Here is a 17,493-nt window from a genome sequence, read left to right as displayed (position 1 = left end):
GACAGGAGTAGGGAAATGCAGCACCGCATCATCGTCCTCGGCGCCGGATACACCGGAGCCATCGTGGCCGGCCGTCTCGCCAGGCGGCTGCACCGCGACGACGTCGACATCACCCTCGTCAACGCCGAGCCGGACTTCGTGGAGCGGGTGCGCATGCACCAGCTCGCGGCCGGGCAGGACCTGCGGCCCCGTCCCTTCAGCGAGATGTTCGCGGGTACGGGGGTCCGGCTGAGGCTGGCGAAGGTGACCGGCGTGGACGTCGACCGCAAGACCGTCGCGGTCGTGGACGCGGCCGGGGCCGGGGCCGGGGCGGAGGCCGGGGCGGAGGCCGGGGCGGAGGCCGGCGCGGCCGGGGAGCTGGAGTACGACACCCTCGTGTACGCGCTCGGCAGCGACTGGCAGGACCACGGCGTCCCCGGTGCCGCCGAGTACGCCGACGAGGTGTCGAGCCGGGGCGGGGCGCTGCGGCTGCGGGCGCGTCTGGCGGGTCTCGAGGCGGGCCGGCCGGTGGTCGTGGTCGGTGGTGGCCTCACCGGCGTGGAGGCGGCGACCGAGATCGCCGAGGCCCGGCCGGACCTGGACGTGGCCCTCGTGGCGCGCGGTGCTCTGGGCGACTGGCTGTCACCGAAGGGGCGGGGCCACCTGCGGAAGGTGTTCGACCGGCTGGGGATCACGGTGCACGAGAACGCCACGGTCAGCGCTGTCGGGGCGGACCGGGTCACCACGGCGGACGGCGCGGTCGTGCCGGCCGCGGTCACCGTGTGGACCACCGGTTTCGCGGTGCACCCGATCGCGGGGGCCACGGCGCTGGAGCTCGCCGGTACGGGGCAGATCGTGGTGGACAAGACGATGCGCTCGGTCTCGCACCCGGACGTGTACGCGGTCGGCGACGCGGCGCTGGCGATGGGGCCGGGTGACAAGCCGCTGCGGATGTCGTGCGCGTCGGGCACGCCGGCGGCGTGGCAGGCGGCCGACGCGATCGCGGCGCGGCTGACCGGCGGGAAGGTGCCGAACATGCCGATCCGGTACTTCAACCAGTGCATCTCGCTGGGCCGCGGCGAGGGTCTGATCCAGTACGTCACCGCTGACGACCGCGCGGTCGGGGCGGCGCTGACGGGTCGCGTGGCGGCGGTGTACAAGGAGCTGGTCTGCAAGGGCGCGGCCTGGGGCGTCGCCAACCCCACGATGGGCCTGCCGGTCCGGCGGCGCCGGGTGGTGCGGGAGACGGCCGGGGCGGCCCGGACGGTACGGGCGTCGGCCTGAGCGCGGACGCGGAGCGCGGAGCCCCCGGCCGGGGGCCCCGTGCTCCACGCGGCGGCGGGTGCGGCCGGTCCGGACCCGGGTGGCATCCGGCTGCTCACCGGTCCGGGCCGGGCCGAGGTGGGGGTGGGGGTTACTTGGCGAGTTTGCCGTCGGCCGTTACTGCGAACCAGGTGCCGCCGACGCCCTGGCCCTGGGTGTCGCCGGGGGTCTTGTCACCGGTGAACCAGTACAGGGGCCAGCAGTCGATGGTGAGCTGCTGGGTGCCGTCCGGACGCGTCAGGACGATGAGCTTCTTCGGGTCGACGCCCTCGACCGCGTTGGCGTCCACCGGCTTGGCGGGCCGCCACTTCTCCAGGCAGGCGCCCTCGCAGTTGGACTTCATGGGCCAGGCGGTGTCCTTGGTGAACCGGTACAGCGTACGGCCCTTGCCATCGCGGATGATCTTGCCGAGTGCGGGGTCGTCGGCGAGGGAGAGCTGGGGCAGGGCCGCGCCGGCGCCGGCTTCCTTCACGCCCGCCTTCTTGCCTTCCGGCGTGACGGCGAACCAGGTGCCGCCCACTCCCTGTCCGTTGGCCTGACCCGGCGCGGTGTCCTTGGCGAAGCGGTAGACCGGCCAGCCGGCGATGGTCAGCTGCTCCGTACCGTCGGCCCGCTTGACCGCTCCGGTCCGCGCGGCGTCCACGCCCCCGGGCTTGGCGCCGGCGGGCACCGGCGGCCAGGCCTTGGCGCAGTCGCCGTCGCAGGTGGACTTCGACGGATCGGCGGTGTCCTTGTCGAAGCGGTAGAGGGTGAAGCCCGCCGCGTCGGTGACCACCGGGCCGAGCTTGGCGTCCTCGCGCACGGCCAGCGGTCCGCCGGCCGGGGCCGGCGACGCTCCCCCGGCCGCGCCGTCGCCGTACGCGCCGGCCGCCGGAGCGGCCGCCCCGGCCGGCGCCTGCGCCGATGCGTCGGACTTGGTCTCCTGGGGACCGCAGGCAGTGGCTGCCAGCAGCAGTGCGGTCCCGGCCCCGGCCACGCCCAGCTTGCGCAGGTTCATGATGGTGTCTCCCCGTAGTTCAGTGTTTCGTTCGGTTCGGTGACACCTCAGACACGCGGCCCCTCGGGGGCTGGTTCAAAGAATCTTCCGGGAGTTCCGGGAACTGCGAGGCGGAGGGCTCCTGGTGGGGCCCTCCGCCTCGCCGGCCGACCCGTCGGTCGGCCGATCGGTCGGTCACACGGGGACGGTCACGAAGCGCTTGCCCGCCTCGTTCTCCACCACCACCGCCCGTACGTCGGCGGGGTCGACCGCCGCCGAGCCGTCCAGCGCCGCTCCCTTGCCCTCACCCGCCACGGCGCCGGCGCCGACCACCCAGCTCCCGGCGGTGGTCCGGCTGCCGTCGCGGCCCACCACGACGAGGGTGCAGCGCTCCCCCTTCGGCACTCCGGTCACCGCCGCGTGCACCCGGACCCAGCCGGCGGCCGGGGTCACCCGCACCGTCATCCGGGCGCCGGTCGAGCCGTCCGTGGCCGCCGCGACCCGGGTGCCGGGCGGCGGCGGGGCCGGGGTGGCCGTGGCCGTCGGGGGTGCGGGCGGCTGGGCGAGGGGCGTACCGGCGTCCGAGGTGGCCGTACCGGCCCAGAAGACCCCGGCCAGCGCGGCCGCCGCGGCCAGCCCGCCGAGCACCCGGCGGCGGCGCTGCTCGCCGGCGCGCTCCGCCCGCATGCGGCGGAACGTGCGCTGGAGCAGCAGGTCACCGCCGTCCGGTGGCGGCCCGTCCAGGAACGCCTCCGGCGGCACTTCGCCGAGGGCCGCCTCCATCTCCCGCAACGCGGCCACCTCCTGCCTGCACGCCTCGCAATCCGCCAGGTGCACTTCCACCCGCCGCGTCTCCGCGTCGTCGAGGACGCCGAGCACGTAGGGACCGAACAGTTCCTCTTCCTCGTGCCGCTGCCGGTTCACGCGACCACCTTCCTGGGTCCGGCGGGCTTCCGCGGCGCGCTCTGCCGGTCACCTTCTCCGAACGTCTCGCGCAGCGCCTTGAGCGCGTAGTGGGAACGGGACTTCACCGTGCCCGGTGGGATGCCGAGGGTATCGGCGACCTCCGCCACCGTGCGCTGCCGGTAGTACAACTCCGTCAACACGTCGCGGTGTTCCGCGGAGAGACGGTCCAGCGCGCCCATGACCGTCATGGCGTCGACGACCGAATCGGCGTGGTCCTCCTCGACCGGGGGCGTCGCCGGGGAACCGGCGACCTCGGCCGGCCGGGCGGCCTTGGCCCGGTACCGGTCGGTGATGATGTTGCGGGTCACGGTCAGCAGCCAACCCCGCACGGAACCCTTGCCGTTGACCAGGGCGTCCGAGTGCCGCCAGGCGCGGATCAGCGTCTCCTGTACGACGTCTTCCGCGGCGGCGCGGTCTCCGGTCAGCCGGGTGGCGTACGCCAGCAGGGCCTGGCCGTGCTCCTCGTACACCGACCTGATCAGTGCTTCGTCGGTCGAGCCCCGCCTGCTACGGGGCCACAGTGGTCCGGCCATCTCGTCCGCTCCGTTCCGTCACCTGTGTCGTGGACGACACGCCGCCGGGACGGGCACGGTTCACGTGATACGCGTCACGCCGCCCTGGCGGCGGCGCCGTTCAGCAGGTCCGGCCGCTGTTGACGCAGTCGACCACGGCCGCCATCTGCTCCTCCGTCATGACGTTGACGAACATGGCGTGGTCGGTCTTGGGGCTGTGCCGCTGTTCGGGGAAGGAGTCGAGCGCGAGCGGCGCGCCGGCGGGCGGGGCCTCGTAGGCCAGGGTTATGCGCAGTTCGGGGACGGGGAAGGTGTCGCCGGGGCAGACGCCGTTGGCGGCGGGGAACCGCAGGTGAGTGCGTTCGGCGTTGACCGTGTCCAGGCCGTTCCAGCAGCTGGGGAAGACCAGGGTGCGGGTGAGGCGGTCGCCTTCGGGGCAGCGCGGGTAGCGGGTGGTGGCCCGGCCGGGCCAGCCGGCGCAGCCCCAGCGGGCCCGTACGGACGTCTCGTCGGCGGCGGTGAAGGCGACGGCGTCGCCGGTGATGGCGCGCAGGAAGCGGGGCATGGGCACGACCTTGCCGACCGGGTTGCCGCGGAACTCCAGCCGCACCTCGGCGGGCCGCAGGATCCGGCCGGTGTTGCCGTGTCCGGCCGCCTTCTCGTACGGCTCGGTCGCCGGCAGGTCGGGACGCCGCAGCACCGGCCAGTAGTAGGTGGAGCGGTCGCCGCCCCGGCAGGTGGTGGGCGCGGCGGCGAGGCCGGCGTCCGTGGAACCGGCGTCGGTGGACAGGTTGCCGACGTAGGCGTGCGTGTGGTGGGCGCCACCGGTGAGTCCCGGGGAGACGACCAGGTTGTCCTCGTTGTAGTGGTTCTCCTCGTTGCGGCCGCAGTCGACGCGCACGGCACCGGTCGACGCGTCCGGGGAGGCGGGGCCCGGTGGGGGTTCCGGCGCGGGCGGTACGTCGCGGATGTCGACGTGGTCCTCGGGCGCGGGACCGGCGCCCGGCCCGGCTCCCGGCCCTGCGTCCGTGTGGCTGTGCGGCGTTCCGGCCGCGCCGGCGCCCAGCACGGCCGCGGCCACGAGTGCTCCGAGGACGAGGCAGAGCAGTGCGGTGAGCAGACGGCGATTCCTCCCCATGCCGCACACGTTCACCGCTGCACGCCTCCCCCGTCAACCGCGCCGGTTTCCGGGACCGCGCCCCGGGTCGTGCGCGGCAGGGGGTGGGCGGCGGTCCGGCCCGCGCGGGAAGGGCGCCCCCGGCGGGGCGCCCTCCGGTTCGGGCGGGCTGCCCGTCAGCGGCAGTTCACCCAGGTGTTGGACTTGATGTAGCGGGACGCGCTGCCGGACTCCTTGTAGCCCCGGGCGACGATGCCGCTGCTGCCGCCGCGGTTCTTCTCCGAGTACCACTTGAAGTCACAGGAAGCACCGCGGTTGTACCAGGACTTGAAGTTCTGGAAGACCACGAACCGGGTGAGGTCGTCGTTGGACCCGGCGACCTGCTGCCTGCGGCCCGTGTAGTTCTGGCCGGACCACACGCAGAAGTAGCCCGACGGGCAGTCGGACGGTGCCTGCGGGGCGGCGGGGGCGGCCCCCGCGGTGCCCGCGGTGCCGGCCAGCAGGCTGCCGGTGAGCATCATGCCGCCGGTCACGGCCGCGAACTTCCTGGTGATGCGCATGCTGTTGCCCCTTCGCGTCATGGCGGCCGACCGCTGCGGCCGGCTCGTCATCGAGACTGCGGGCGGGGCGGCGGGGGCCGCCAGGGCCGCCGGCGAAGTGACGCGCTCCCGGGACGTCCCGGGCGCCGGCCTGCTGAGACGGTGTCCCGTGTGGCGGGACGGTGGGAAGCGGGCCACGTGTCCGGTACGCCCTGTCCGGGCGGCGCCTTGACGGCCGGCGCCTTTCCGGTCGGCCCCGGGCCGGCCGCCTCGGGCCGGTCGCTCCGCGAGGCCCGTCTCAGCCGCCGAGGCGGTGCGCGAGGCGGAGCAACTCCGGCAGGTGCAGCACCCGTCCGCCGGACCCGGGGAGGGGGACGTGCAGCGGGGCGGTCCAGCGGTCGGGGATCGCGTCCAGCCCGTAGTACGCGCCCGCGAGGGCTCCGGTCACCGCGGCGACGGTGTCCGTGTCCCCGCCGAGGTCGATCGCGGCACGCAGCGCTCCTTCGAAGCCGGTGGTGGTGCGCAGGGCCCAGACGGCGGAACCCAGGCACGGCCAGACGGCGCCGTTGAACTCGGTCGCCCGATCGGGGTGCCAGTCCGGCGCGAGGACCGTGGCGTAGCGGCCGTGGTGGTCGGGGTGGACGAGGTCGAGGACCTCGGGGAGCGCGGCGAGGGGGTCGGCGCCGTCGAGCGCGACGCGCACGAGTTCGTGGTGGATCGCCGTGCCTTCCCAGGCGGCCCGGTCCCCGTGGGTGAGGGCCGCGAGACGGCGGGCCGCCTCCATGGTGGCGTCCCGGCCGGCAGGGGCGAAGTGGACGGCGGAGGTCGACGCCCGCATCAGGGCTCCGTTCCCGGCGGCCCGCCGGTTGACCCGGAAGTGGGCCGCGGCGGCGCGGTCCCAGGGCAGGCCGTTGGTCAGGACGTCCTCGGTCTGCAGGCCGATGTCCTTGGGTTCCGACGCCACCCACCGCTGGAAGCGGGCGAAGACGTCCGGCAGGTCGAGCCCGCCCCGCTCCAGCAGGGACTCGGCGACCAGGACGGCCATCTGCGTGTCGACGGTGGCCTCGCCCGGATCCCAGCCGCCGCCTCCGGCCATCTCGCCACCGGCACCGGCACCGCCACGGGGTACGGGGAACCTCGCGGAGAACACTCCCGGGGGGCCGAACTCGAAGGGGGCGCCCAGGGCGTCACCCACCGCCGCGCCGATGACCGCGCCCGCGGCCCGCTGCATCCGCTGCATCCGCTGCATCCGCTGCATCCGCGCAGGCTATCCGTGCCGTCCCGGCTGCGGCACGGCACCCGGGGGCACGGGCGGGGCCCGGCCGGGCGGACAGTAGGGTGGCCGGGTGAACAGTTCTCCGGTGATCCCGCGTACGTTCCGACTCCTGGTGACCGGAGGTGGGACCGGCGGCCACACGTACCCGGCCCTGACCGCGGTCCGTACCCTGCAGGCGCGGCTGGCGCAGGCCGGCAGCACGCTGGACGTGCTGTGGATCGGCACCGCCGACGGGCTGGAGGCGCGGATCGCCCCGGCGGAGGGAATCCCGTTCCGCACGGTCGCCACGGGCAAGGTCCGCCGTTCGGCGAACCCGCTGAAGATGCTGTCCGCCGCGAACGTGAAGGACATGGCGAAGGTGCCGCTCGGGGTGGCGCAGGCGCGGGCGATCGTCTCCGAGTTCGCGCCGGACGTGGTGCTCGCCACGGGCGGGTACGTCGCGGTGCCGGCCGGGCTGGCGGCCCGGCTGTGCCGGCGCCCGCTGGTGCTCCACGAGCAGACGGTCCGCCTGGGGCTGGCCAACCGGAAGCTGGCGGGGTCGGCGACGCGGATCGCGGTGTCCTCGGAGTCGTCGCTGCCGCTGCTGCCGGCCGAGGTGCGGGCGCGGGCGGTCGTCACCGGGAACCCGGTCCGGCCGGAGGTGCTGACCGGGCACGCGGACAAGGCCGTCCAGACACTGGGCCTCACCGGGTTCGACCGCCGGCTGCCGACCGTGTACGTCACCGGTGGCGCCCAGGGCGCGCAGCAGATCAACAACGTGGTCCGCGAGGTGCTGCCCTGGCTGCTCGGTCACGCCAACGTGGTCCACCAGTGCGGCCCCGCCAACGTCGGGGAACTGCGTTCCGCGGTGTCCGGCCTGGACCCGGTGCTGGCGGGCCGCTATCACCTGACCGGTTTCGTGGGGCCGGAGCTCCCGGACGTGCTGGCGCTGGCCGACGTGGTGGTGTCCCGGTCCGGAGCGGGGACGCTGGCGGAGCTGACCGCGCTGGGCAAGCCCGCGGTGTTCGTGCCCCTGGCGACCTCGGCCGGGAACGAGCAGGCGCACAACGCCCGGCACCTGGCCGACGCGGGCGCCGCGGTCGCCCTGCTCGGCGAGGTCACCGGCCAGACCCTGTGGGACGCGGTCGGCCCGCTCCTGACCGACACCGCCCGCCGCGCGGAGATGGCCCAGCGGGCCCGGGCGTACGGGCGTCCGGACGCGGCGGACCGCCTGGTCGACGTCCTCCTGTCCGCCGCGTCGGCCGCGTCGGCCTGACCCGGGGCGGCGCCGCCGGTCAGTAGGAGTACCCGTCCGCGTCGGAGACCGGGGGGCCCACCGCCTCGAACGGGTTGTCGATCGCGAGGAGGTCGTCTATCTCCGCGCGGAGGGCGGCCAGCGCCTCCGGTGCGGTCGCGGCCTCCCGCGTCGTCTCGCCGAGCACGTGGTAGCCGGCGGGGCGGTCCCCCCGGGGCAGGTCGAGCTGGGCCCACACGAGGGTCGAGGTGATGTAGCCGGCCCGGGTGACCGTCAGGTGCGCGTCCATGCCGAACTCGTCCACGGTGCGTACGACGGTCACCGCCTCGCAGTGGTTCGACAGGCGCACCTGCATGCCCGGGAGCCAGTCGGCCGCCGCGGGCTGCCCGGGGCGGAAGGGGCCCTCCGGCGTCCCGCCGCCTACCGGCGCCAGGACGAGTCCGCGCTCCACGCTGACCTCGGACTCGCCGAACTGCTGGGCGTGGCCCACGAACACCCGCCGAGCACCGTCGAACAGCCGTTCCTGCTCCGCCTCGAGGGCGGCCAGCACGGCGAACACGTCGGAGGGTTCCGGTTCCATGGACCGGACCCTAACCCCCGGCGCCGACAGCCCGTCCTCCCGGACCCCGGCTAGGGTTCGGAGACAGTCGGGGGCCGATCTTTGGGGGGACCAGTGGGCCGGAGCAGCATGCCCGTGAGCAATCAGGGCGACATCGACCTCTGCCTCTTCGTCGAGCCGTACTGCGAGGACTACTGGATGAAGCCCGGGGAGGCGTTCACGGTCCGCTCGGAGGCGGAGGGGGTCGACGTGTGGTTCGACACCTACGTCTCCAAAGGGTGCGTCACCGTCTGGCTCTACGAGGACGGCGACCCCCACAAGATCGTGGGCGACTACGCGGTCGTGGACGAGAGCGGCTGCCGCCTGGAGTCCGGGCACCAGCGGCCCCGCGGCCAGCGGTGGTCGGCGGCCGGCCCGATCATCGACTGAGCCGCGCCGCACCCCACCGCCGTAGCGGGGCGCCGCGCGGATGCGGGGGGCGGGGCGGTTGGCCAGACTGATCTTCGTGCGCCCTCGTACCGGCCTGGTGACTCGCCTTCCCCCGCTGCTGCCGCCGGCCGTCGCCTGGGTGGTGTCGAACCTCTTCACGTGGCTGGTGGCCGGCCTGTCGGTGGCCGGTGACGGGTCGCGGGTGGCCTATTGGTCCACCGCTGGCCGGCGCCGCTGGGATTCCGAGCACTACCTGTCGATCGCCAGGACCGGTTACGAGATGTTCCGGTGCCGGGAGCGCTACGCGGACTTCCCGGACGTCCTGTGCGGGAACGTCGCCTGGTTCCCCGGCTACTCCATGGCGGTCCGGGCGGTCTCCGCCACCGGCATGTCCCTGGAGGTGTCCGCCGTGGTCCTCGCGGAGGCGTCCCTGCTGGGGATGTTCGCGGTGCTGTGGTGGCTGCTCGGGGCCCGGCTGACCCCGGCCACGGGCCTGACCATGGCCGTCGGCGCGGTGTTCCCGGGCGGCGTCTACTTCCACGCCGTGTTCCCGATCGCCTTCGGGACGCTGGCGCTGCTGGTCTGCGTCGCCGGGGTGCGGCGGGGCGCCTGGGGGCTCGCCGCCGCCGCCGGTTTCGTCGCGGTCGCCTGCCATCCGGTCGGGGCCGTGGCCGTCGGCATGCTGCTGTCGAGCGCCCTGTTCGCGTGGCGGGGCGACCCGTGGCCGGTCCGGTGCGCGAAGGCCCTCGCGTCGGCGGCGCTCGCGGGCTGCGGACTGCTGTGGGCCAAGTGGCTGATGTGGCGGGCGACGGGCCGCTGGGACGCGTACGAGGCCATCCAGCGGTCGAGCTACCGGCAGGGGGACGTGCGCCGGCCGTTCGAGGAGATGCGGAAGGCCTACGCGTTCCCGTTCAGCGACTGGTACCGGCCCGAGGGGGACCTGCCCTGGCTGGTGGAGCAGGGGCTCGCCGCGCACCGGACGCAGCTCTGGCTGAACATCGCGTTCCTGGTGCTGCTGCTGGTGACGGCCGGGATCCGGCTCGTCCGGGACCACCGGCTCGACGTCGCGGAGTGGGCGGTGCTCGTACTGGCGGTGGCGATCTTCTTCGTGCCGTTCCTCGCGGGGGCGGAGATGTCCTGGTACCGCAACCACGCGCAGATGTTCGTGGCGCTGGTGCTGGTGCGGCGCGTGCCGCCCTGGGTGCAGGTGCCGCTACTGGTGGCCTGCGCCGCGCAGTACGCCCTGTTCGGGGCGATGTTCTTCGCCGGCGTCGTGGTGTGAGCCCCGGTGTCCTACCGCTGGGCCTCGTCCGTGTCGTGCGCGACGCAGTAGGTGGGCCGGGCCTGGACGGCGCTGTGGATGCGGGCGACGTACTCCCCCAGCATCCCCAGGCAGAACAGCTGCACCGCGCCGAAGAACAGCATGGTGATGATCAGCGAGGTCCAGCCGGGGACGGTGTTCCCCGTGGCGTGGACGGTGAGGGCCCAGGCCAGGAAGGCGAGGCAGACGACGAGGCTGACGGCGCCGATCGCCGTGGCCAGGCGCAGCGGGACCGCCGAGAAGCTGGTGACGCTGTCCAGGGCGAGCAGGGCCATCCGGCGTACCGGGTACTTGGTGGTGCCGGCCCCGCGTTCCTCGCGGCGGTAGGTGATCTGGCCGCTGGGGTAGCCCAGCCAGGGGATGAGCAGCCGGTAGACCTGCTGCTGGTCGGGGAGGGCCTTGAGGGTGTCGACGACGGGGCGGGACAGCAGCCGGAAGTCGCCGGCGTGGGCGGGGACGTGCGCGCCGGCCAGCCGGCGCATCAGCCGGTAGTAGACGGCGGCCGTCCGGCGTTTGAAGGGGCTGTCGGCGGTGCGGTCGCCGCGCACGCCGTAGACGACGTCCAGGCCGTCCGCCCGGGCGAGGGCGAGCATGTCGGGGATGACTTCCGGGGGGTCCTGGAGGTCGGCGTCGATGCTGATGACGTGGGCGCCGCGGGCACGGTGCAGTCCGGCGGTGAGGGCGGCCTGGTGGCCGCTGTTGCGGCGGAGCGTCACGACGCGCAGTTCGGGCCAGGCGGTGCGCAGTTCTTCGAGCAGGCGGGGGGTGGCGTCGGTGGAACCGTCGTCGACGGCGAGGACCTCGTACGGTTCGCCGCCGCCGTCGAGGACCGGCCGGAGCCGTGCCACCAGCAGGGGCAGCACCTCCTCCTCGTCGAAGACGGGGACGACGACCGACAGCGCGACGGAGCCACTGCCTGGGCCGTGTGTGCCGCGGGTGCCGTGTGTGCCGTACACAGCAGCATCATGCGGGAGGGGCCTCGGGGCGGCACGTCGGGAACCGGGGCCGCGGCCCGCGTCAGTGGCCGGCGAGTTCTCCGGTGAGCCTGCCGTGGATCTCGGCGCTGGGCCCGTTCAGGCCGGTGATCTCGACGCTCTTGCCGTACTGGGCGTACCTGGCCTCGACGGCGTCGAGGGCGGCGACGGAGGACGCGTCCCAGACGTGGGCCGCGGACAGGTCGATGACGACGCGGTCCGGGTCGGTGGCGTACCCGAACCGGCCGCGGAGGTCTTCGGCGGAGGCGAAGAACAGCTCGCCGGTGACGCGGTACACGACGGTGCCGCCGTCGGGGTCGGTGACGGCGGTGACGTCGGCGACGTGGGCGACCCGCCTGGCGAAGACGGCCATGGCGGTGAAGCAGCCGGCGACGACGCCGACGGCGAGGTTGTGGGTGGCGACGACGCAGGCGACGGTGATCACCATGACGGCGATCTCCCCGGCCGGCATCCGCCGGAGGGTCCCGGGGGCGACGGAGTGCCAGTCGAAGGTCGCGAAGCACACCATGACCATCACGGCGACCAGTGCGGCCATCGGGATGTCGGAGACGAGCGGGCCGAAGACGATGCACAGCACCATCAGGAAGGCGCCGGCCAGGAAGGTGGACAGGCGGGTCCGCGCCCCGGACACCTTCACGTTGACCATCGTCTGGCCGATCATGGCGCAGCCGCCCATGCCGCCGAAGAGGCCGGTGACGATGTTGGCGACGCCCTGGCCGATGGACTCGCGGGTCTTGTCCGAGCGGGTGTCGGTGATCTCGTCGACCAGCTTCGCCGTCATGAGCGACTCCATCAGTCCGACCAGTGCCATGGCGAAGGCGTACGGCGCGACGGTCAGCAGGGTGTCCGCGGTGAACGGTACGTCGGGCAGGCCCGGCACCGGCAGGGAGGACGGCAGTTCGCCCTTGTCGCCCACGGTCGGCACGGCGATGCCGGCGGAGACGGTGATGACGGTCAGGACCACGATGGACACGAGCGGGGCGGGGACCACGGTGGTGATCCTCGGGAGGAACACCAGGAGCGCCAGGCCGGCGGCCATCAGCGGGTAGACGGCCCAGGGGACGCCGGTCAGCTCCGGGATCTGGGCCATGAAGACGAGGATGGCGAGCGAGTTGACGAAGCCCACCATCACGCTGCGCGGGATGAACCGCATCAGCTTCGCCACGCCCAGCACGCCGAGGGCGACCTGGAAGACGCCGGCCAGGATGACGGCGGCGACGAGGTGACCGAAGCCGTGCTCCCGGTTCAGCGGGGCGATGACCAGGGCGACGGCTCCGGTGGCGGCGGAGATCATCGCGCGCCGGCCGCCGACGACCGAGATGACGACGGCCATGGTGAACGAGGCGAACAGGCCGATGGCGGGGTCGACTCCGGCGATGATCGAGAACGAGATCGCCTCGGGTATCAGGGCCAGCGCGACGACCAGACCGGCCAGGACCTCGGTGCGCCACACCTTCGGGTCGGCCAGCCAGTCCGGCTTCAGCCGGCGCAGGCGGGATGTCAGGGTGACGGCGGTGGCGGAGGACAACGGAGTCGGAACCTGTCGGGGGTCGGGCACACCGGATCGGCGGGCGCGGGCGGGTCGGGGGGCGCCCACGACCTTACCGTCCGGCCGGGACGCGGTCCGGGGCGCGGCTGGGGCTCGGTCCGAGGGCGGTCCGGGGCCGGCCGGCGGCGTACGGCACCGGCCGCGCACGCACGGCGCCCGGCCGCGCAGGGCCCCCGGCCGGGTGCGGAACGGCCGGCGCCCCCGGGTGCGGGGGTGCCGGCCGCGGCTGGCGGGTGCTCAGAGGGTGCTGGTCAGCCGGCTGGTGAGCAGACGGGTGAAGCGTGCCGGGTCGGGCAGTTCGCCGCCTTCGGCGAGCAGGGCGCTGCCGTGGACCAGCTCGGCGACGTCGGCGAGCGCGGGGTCGTCCGCGTCGGCCGCGTGGGCGGTGCGCAGGGCGGTGATCAGCGGGTGGTTGGGGTTGAGCTCCAGGATCCGCTTGACCGGAGGCATGTCCTGGCCCATGGCCCGGTACATCTTCTCCAGCGTCGGGCTCATGTCGTGGGCGTCGCCCACGATGCACGCCGCCGAGGTCGTCAGCCGGGACGACAGCCGCACCTGCTTGACCTGCTCGGACAGGGTGGTCGTCATCCAGGGCAGCAGGGCGGCGAAGTCCTCCTCCCGCTTGGCCTTCGCGGAGCCGGAGTCGGCGTCCGAGTCGCCGTCGCCGTCCGCGGAGCCGTCGAGGTCGAGGTCGACCTGGCCCTTGGCGATGGACTGGAAGCGGTGGCCGTCGAAGCCGGGGACCCGCTCGACCCACACCTCGTCGACGGGGTCGGTGAGGATCAGGACCTCGTACCCCTTGGCGGCGAAGGCCTCCATGTGCGGGGAGTTCTCCACCGTCGCGCGGCTCTCACCGGTGAGGTAGTAGATGGCGTCCTGGCCGTCCTTCATGCGGTCGACGTACGCGCGGAGGGTGGTCGGGGTCTCCGGGTCGTGCGTGGAGGCGGCCGACACCAGGCCGAGCAGGGCCTCGGTGTTGTCGGCGTCCTCCAGCAGGCCCTCCTTGAGGACCCGGCCGAACTGCCCCCACAGCTTCGCGTAGCGCTCCGCGTCGGACGCCTGGACGTTCTTGAGGGCGCCGAGGACCTTCTTCACCAGGCGGCGGCGCACGCCCTGGATCTGCCGGTCGTGCTGCAGGATCTCGCGGGAGATGTTCAGGGACAGGTCGTGGGCGTCCACCACGCCCTTGACGAAGCGCAGGTAGTTCGGCATCAGCGCTTCGCAGTCGTCCATGATGAACACGCGCTTGACGTAGAGCTGGACGCCCCGCCTGGTCTCGCGGGAGAACAGGTCGAACGGCGCCTGGGAGGGGATGAAGAGCAGCGCCTCGTACTCGAAGGTGCCCTCGCCCCGCATGTGGATGGTCTCGGCGGGGTCGAGCCAGTCGTGGCTGATCTGCTTGTAGAACTCGCCGTACTCGGCCTCGGTGACCTCGCTGCGCGGCCGGGCCCACAGCGCCTTCATCGAGTTCAGGGTGGTCGTCGTGGTGGTGGTGCCGCCTTCGGCGCCGGGCTGCTCGGTGTCCATCCGGATCGGCCAGCGGATGAAGTCCGAGTACTGCTTGACGATCTGGCGGATCTTCCCCTCGGACAGGTAGTCGGCGAGCCCGTCCTCGCTGTCGGCGGGCTTGAGGTGGAGGGTGACCGAGGTGCCGACCGGCAGGCCGTCGACGGACCGGATGGTGTACGTGCCCTCGCCGTCGGACTCCCACACGGTGCCGTCGCCGGCGCCGGTCCCGGCCCGCCGGGTGCGGAGGGTTACCTTGTCGGCGACCATGAACGCCGAGTAGAAGCCCACGCCGAACTGCCCGATCAGGCTCTGCGCGGCGTCGGCGTCCTTGGCCTCCTTGATCTTCTCCAGGAGGCGCCCGGTCCCCGACTTGGCGATCGTGCCGATGAGCTCCACGATCTCGTCCCGGCTCATGCCGATCCCGTTGTCGCGGACGGTGAGGGTGCGGGCGTCCCGGTCGGCTTCGAGGGTGATGCAGAGGTCGGAGGCGTCGGCTTCGAGGGTGGGGTCGGTGAGCGACTCCAGGCGGAGCTTGTCCAGGGCGTCGGAGGCGTTGGAGATCAGCTCGCGCAGGAAGATGTCCTTGTTCGAGTAGATCGAGTGGATCACCAGCTGGAGCAACTGGCGGGTTTCGGCCTGGAACTCCAGCGTCTCGATGCTGCTGCTCACAGGGGCTCTTCTCCTTCGGACGGGTCACTGTCGTCGTGGTCGTGGTGCGGGGCGCGGGGTGCGGCGGGCCCTCGTCCCGGACGCGTTCGGTACGGCGGCGCGGGTCGCTGTCGGCGCGCAGCCGGTCCGCGAGCGGCGGGTGGCCGGCTTCGAGGTGACGGCGGGCCTCGGCGAGGGGGCCGAGTCGCCACCGAGGCGCTCCGCCAGGCCGGTGGCGCCGGCGGTACGGGCCGCCCCGATCAGCCGGAAGGCCGCGGCGGCGGCCAGCAGCGGCCACGGCCCGGCCTCCGGCCGCCCGCCGGGCTGCTCTGCGCGTCCATGGCCCTCACCCTCCCGCCGTCGGCCCCGCCCGCGTCATCCAAATGATGACATACGCCACCCGGGCGCCGCGCGGGGCGGTACCGCTCTCCCGCCCCGCCGGCGATTGAAGCGCGCGGCCCGGGGCGGGGCCCCGCGGGCCCGGCCGAAGCCCGGCCCGGCCCGCTCAAACGCCGCTCGGGCTCCATACCCCCGCCCGGGGAGCGGGCGACGGTCGCTTCGCCCGGCCAACCCGCTCGGCCCGACAACTCCAGCCCCGCCGGCGATCGAGGCGCGGGGTCCGGGGCGGAGCCCGGGCTCGTACGCGCCCGCCCGGGCGTCGTCAGTCCTGCCAGTAGAACAGCAGCGTGTGCACGTCCAGCGGTTCACGCGCGCCGAAGTAGTAGACGTGCAGGCCCGTCACCGCCACCCCGCCCTGTGCCGCGTCGATCCAGCGGAAGCCGGCCGCTTCCAGCGCCGCCCGCGCTTCGGGGTCGTCCCCGTGGTCGCCGGCGTACGGCCCGAGGGTGCTGATGAACACCTCGCGTCCGTCCCGGTAGCCGATGACGTGGTACGTGCCGCCGCCCTGCCGGTGGGCGTCCCCGCAGGACACCGGGGGCGCGGGTTCCAGCCCGGCGGCGGCCAGGGCCCGCGCGGCCCTGCGCAGCTGCGCCTCCTCGTCCACCGGGTCGGGTGGCTCCGTGCACACCGCCTCGACCCGCCAGCGCGGGTCGCTCTGCTTCTCGCATTCGGGGGCGTACTCGTGGACCACCGCCCGCCGTACGTCTTCGGTCAGCCCCGCGACCTCGACCCGGGGGCGGCCCAGCGCCTCGTACACGGCGCGGGTCTCCGCCGCGTCCCCGGTCAGCCGGTGCAGCGCGTACGCCGCCCACAGCGCGGCCTCGTCGGTGGGCGCCCCGCGGAGGTGGTCGCGCAGGCGGTCCGGGTCGGTGATCAGGTCCTGGGCGAGGTGCGCGACCCCGTGGTCGGGGTCGGCGAGCGCGTCGGTGACGTCCTCGCCGGCGCGGTGGCGCAGCCGCACCCGCCATGCGCGGACCTCCGGCCGCGTGTCGTCCAGTGCCGCCAGCACCTTGGCGGTGCCGTGCCGGGCGACGAGCGCGTCCAGGCCGGCGTCACCGGTGTCGCGGCGGTGCCGCCAGGGGCTGAACGCGAGCTCGGCCAGGCCGGCCGCCGCGGTCAGGTCGCCGAGGCGCCCCCGCGCCGTGAACACCGCCTCCTTCATCCCGTACGCGCCCTCCTCTGCGCGGTCCTCGTGGCGCAGCCAGGGCAGGAGCTCCTCCCGGTCCCCCAGGACGTCGAGCAGGGCCACCCGCACCGACCCGGTGTCGTCCTCGGCCCGGACGCATCCGAGCAGGCCGTCCAGCCGGGACCGCGGCACCCGCCCGGCCAGCGCCCGGGCGCAGGCGAGCCTGCGCCACCAGGGTTCCGTCCGGTCGACTGCGCAGTCGGCGAGGGACTCGGCGTCGACGGCGCGCAGGGCCTCGGCGTCGACGCGGCCGGCGTCCGGGGTCAGGGTCTCGATGCTGGGCACCCGCGGATGCTACTGCCGGGTGCGCCGCGGTCCGCAGCGGTTTTCGCCGGGCCGCTTTAACGGGGTTCTCATCCGGCACCCAGCCGGCGCTCAGGTCCGGGCCGCAGCCTCGGCACCGATCGTGACCGACGAAAGGGCAAGGATGATCATGAAGGACTTCGGCAAACGCGCGGGCATCGCGGCCGGTGTGGTGCTGGTCGGCGCCGGGCTGGCCTTCCCGGCGGTGGCCTTCGCCGAGGATTCAGCCAAGCCCGTCACCGAGCCGGCTCCGGGGAAGCGTGCCGAGCGGGTCGAGCGGAGCGAGGAGCACCGCAAGGAGCTGGCGGAGGCGCTCGCGAAGGACCTCGGTGTGCCGGTGGAGAAGGTGACGGGGTCGCTGGAGAAGTTCCGGGCCGCGCAGCGGGAGGAGCGGATCAAGGACCTCAAGGGGTTCAAGGAGCACAAGTGGCTCGAGGGGCTCGATGAGGGTGGGGTGCTCAGGAAGCTGAAGGAGCTCCGGGGGCCCGGCGGCACCGAGGCCCGGACCGGGCTGCAGAAGCTGCTCGACGCCCGCCTCGACGAGGCCGTCGAGGCGGGCAGGCTCACCCGGGCCCAGGCCGACGCGGTCCTCGCCGCGTTCGAGGCCGGCGTACTGCCGCCGGGCGGGGCCGGGCCGCGCCTGCACGGCGAGGGCTGACGGTCCGCGGCCGCG

Annotated in this window: 16 protein-coding genes; 5 read left to right on the top strand and 11 right to left on the bottom strand. The window is 74.0% G+C overall.

Annotation, left to right across the window (positions count from 1 at the left end; translation table 11 throughout):
• The first annotated feature begins 15 nt into the window (after positions 1-15).
• A complete protein-coding gene (locus ACFY61_RS15340) occupies positions 16-1,263 on the top strand; it encodes an NAD(P)/FAD-dependent oxidoreductase (RefSeq protein WP_389471833.1) in 1,248 nt (415 codons plus the stop codon).
• Positions 1,264-1,393: 130 nt separating this feature from the next.
• Here the strand turns inward: ACFY61_RS15340 and ACFY61_RS15335 are convergent, their stop codons facing one another.
• The 6 genes from ACFY61_RS15335 to ACFY61_RS15310 form a co-directional block, all read right to left on the bottom strand.
• Entirely contained in the window at positions 1,394-2,299 is a 906-nt protein-coding gene (locus ACFY61_RS15335; RefSeq protein ID WP_389471830.1) for an SCO0930 family lipoprotein, read from the bottom strand.
• A gap of 174 nt (positions 2,300-2,473) precedes the next feature.
• Positions 2,474-3,202, bottom strand: a complete 729-nt coding sequence (locus tag ACFY61_RS15330; protein ID WP_389471827.1) for a zf-HC2 domain-containing protein — start codon at positions 3,200-3,202, stop codon at positions 2,474-2,476.
• Entirely contained in the window at positions 3,199-3,777 is a 579-nt protein-coding gene (locus tag ACFY61_RS15325) for a sigma-70 family RNA polymerase sigma factor (RefSeq protein ID WP_389471825.1), read from the bottom strand. Before ACFY61_RS15325 ends, ACFY61_RS15330 begins: the two co-directional genes overlap by 4 nt.
• Before the next feature lie 100 nt (positions 3,778-3,877).
• Positions 3,878-4,894: a DUF1996 domain-containing protein gene (locus ACFY61_RS15320; RefSeq protein WP_389471823.1), complete on the bottom strand. Its 1,017-nt coding sequence runs from the start codon at positions 4,892-4,894 to the stop codon at positions 3,878-3,880.
• A gap of 155 nt (positions 4,895-5,049) precedes the next feature.
• Complete coding sequence (locus ACFY61_RS15315) at positions 5,050-5,433, bottom strand: peptidase inhibitor family I36 protein (RefSeq protein ID WP_389471820.1); 384 nt, start codon at positions 5,431-5,433, stop codon at positions 5,050-5,052.
• A 277-nt stretch (positions 5,434-5,710) separates the two neighbouring features.
• Positions 5,711-6,652: an ADP-ribosylglycohydrolase family protein gene (locus tag ACFY61_RS15310; RefSeq protein WP_389472075.1), complete on the bottom strand. Its 942-nt coding sequence runs from the start codon at positions 6,650-6,652 to the stop codon at positions 5,711-5,713.
• Positions 6,653-6,758: 106 nt separating this feature from the next.
• Here ACFY61_RS15310 and ACFY61_RS15305 point away from each other — a divergent pair, with 106 nt between their 5' ends.
• Entirely contained in the window at positions 6,759-7,943 is a 1,185-nt protein-coding gene (locus tag ACFY61_RS15305; RefSeq protein WP_389471817.1) for a glycosyltransferase, read from the top strand.
• Positions 7,944-7,962: 19 nt separating this feature from the next.
• Here the strand turns inward: ACFY61_RS15305 and ACFY61_RS15300 are convergent, their stop codons facing one another.
• Positions 7,963-8,502, bottom strand: coding sequence for a hypothetical protein (locus tag ACFY61_RS15300; RefSeq protein WP_389471814.1), 540 nt, complete (start codon positions 8,500-8,502; stop codon positions 7,963-7,965).
• Positions 8,503-8,610: 108 nt separating this feature from the next.
• On the opposite strand from ACFY61_RS15300, the gene ACFY61_RS15295 reads away from it, so the two are divergent.
• A complete protein-coding gene (locus ACFY61_RS15295; RefSeq protein ID WP_389471811.1) occupies positions 8,611-8,910 on the top strand; it encodes a hypothetical protein in 300 nt (99 codons plus the stop codon).
• 76 nt (positions 8,911-8,986) lie between these two features.
• The gene (locus ACFY61_RS15290; protein WP_389471808.1) at positions 8,987-10,192 is read left to right on the top strand and encodes a hypothetical protein; all 1,206 of its coding nucleotides are present in this window, start codon (positions 8,987-8,989) and stop codon (positions 10,190-10,192) included.
• An 11-nt stretch (positions 10,193-10,203) separates the two neighbouring features.
• Here the strand turns inward: ACFY61_RS15290 and ACFY61_RS15285 are convergent, their stop codons facing one another.
• The 4 genes from ACFY61_RS15285 to ACFY61_RS15270 all read right to left on the bottom strand — a co-directional run bounded on the left by ACFY61_RS15285 (position 10,204) and on the right by ACFY61_RS15270 (position 16,802).
• Complete coding sequence (locus ACFY61_RS15285) at positions 10,204-11,187, bottom strand: glycosyltransferase family 2 protein (protein ID WP_389471805.1); 984 nt, start codon at positions 11,185-11,187, stop codon at positions 10,204-10,206.
• Positions 11,188-11,248: 61 nt separating this feature from the next.
• Positions 11,249-12,754, bottom strand: coding sequence for a SulP family inorganic anion transporter (locus ACFY61_RS15280; RefSeq protein WP_389471803.1), 1,506 nt, complete (start codon positions 12,752-12,754; stop codon positions 11,249-11,251).
• 258 nt (positions 12,755-13,012) lie between these two features.
• Complete coding sequence (gene htpG / locus ACFY61_RS15275) at positions 13,013-14,953, bottom strand: molecular chaperone HtpG (RefSeq protein WP_389471802.1); 1,941 nt, start codon at positions 14,951-14,953, stop codon at positions 13,013-13,015.
• A 640-nt stretch (positions 14,954-15,593) separates the two neighbouring features.
• The gene (locus tag ACFY61_RS15270; protein ID WP_389471799.1) at positions 15,594-16,802 is read right to left on the bottom strand and encodes a hypothetical protein; all 1,209 of its coding nucleotides are present in this window, start codon (positions 16,800-16,802) and stop codon (positions 15,594-15,596) included.
• Positions 16,803-16,950: 148 nt separating this feature from the next.
• Here ACFY61_RS15270 and ACFY61_RS15265 point away from each other — a divergent pair, with 148 nt between their 5' ends.
• Positions 16,951-17,478, top strand: coding sequence for a hypothetical protein (locus tag ACFY61_RS15265; RefSeq protein ID WP_389471798.1), 528 nt, complete (start codon positions 16,951-16,953; stop codon positions 17,476-17,478).
• Positions 17,479-17,493 lie beyond the last annotated feature (15 nt).

This window comes from Streptomyces sp. NPDC012888, from assembly GCF_042900645.1.
Taxonomy (GTDB): domain Bacteria; phylum Actinomycetota; class Actinomycetes; order Streptomycetales; family Streptomycetaceae; genus Streptomyces.
This window is presented reverse-complemented; position numbering and strand designations above follow the sequence as displayed.